At 69.3% G+C, this 394-nt stretch carries 1 protein-coding gene; it reads right to left on the reverse strand.

The window, feature by feature from the left end; genetic code table 11:
* Positions 1 to 394: hypothetical protein (locus EN850_RS33985; RefSeq protein WP_210238018.1), on the reverse strand; the 394-nt coding region annotated here is incomplete at both ends.

A 394-nucleotide genomic window follows, 5' to 3' on the forward strand; every position in this document is an offset into this window, starting at 1 on the left:
GACAGCTTCAGGTCACCCTGGCCCTGCGCGCCCTGCAGTGCGAACTTGCCCTGTGCATCAAGGTTGCGCTGGCGCAGGATGCCCTTCAGCGACGGCAGGTCGACGGTGGCTTCCAGCGTGCCGGCCGTGCCCGGTGCAGCGTTGGCTGGAGGCGGCAACTGCCGTCCCTTCGAGGCCAGGTTGCCGGACAGGCGGCCGTTCCAGCCCGGCACGAAGTAGCCGGGGTCGAAATCCTTCAGCGTGGCCTTGGCATCCCAGTCGAGCTGCGGTGCCCAGGCCACCTGCCCTTCCACCTGCAGCTGGCCACCCGGCGTCTGCGCCTGCAGCTGGTGGATCGACGCGGCCTGGTCATTGCCGCGTACGTCGAACTGCAGCTGCGCCTTCTGCGCCTCGC

The sequence above is a fragment of the Mesorhizobium sp. M8A.F.Ca.ET.207.01.1.1 genome, assembly GCF_004794715.1.
Lineage (GTDB): Bacteria > Pseudomonadota > Alphaproteobacteria > Rhizobiales > Rhizobiaceae > Mesorhizobium.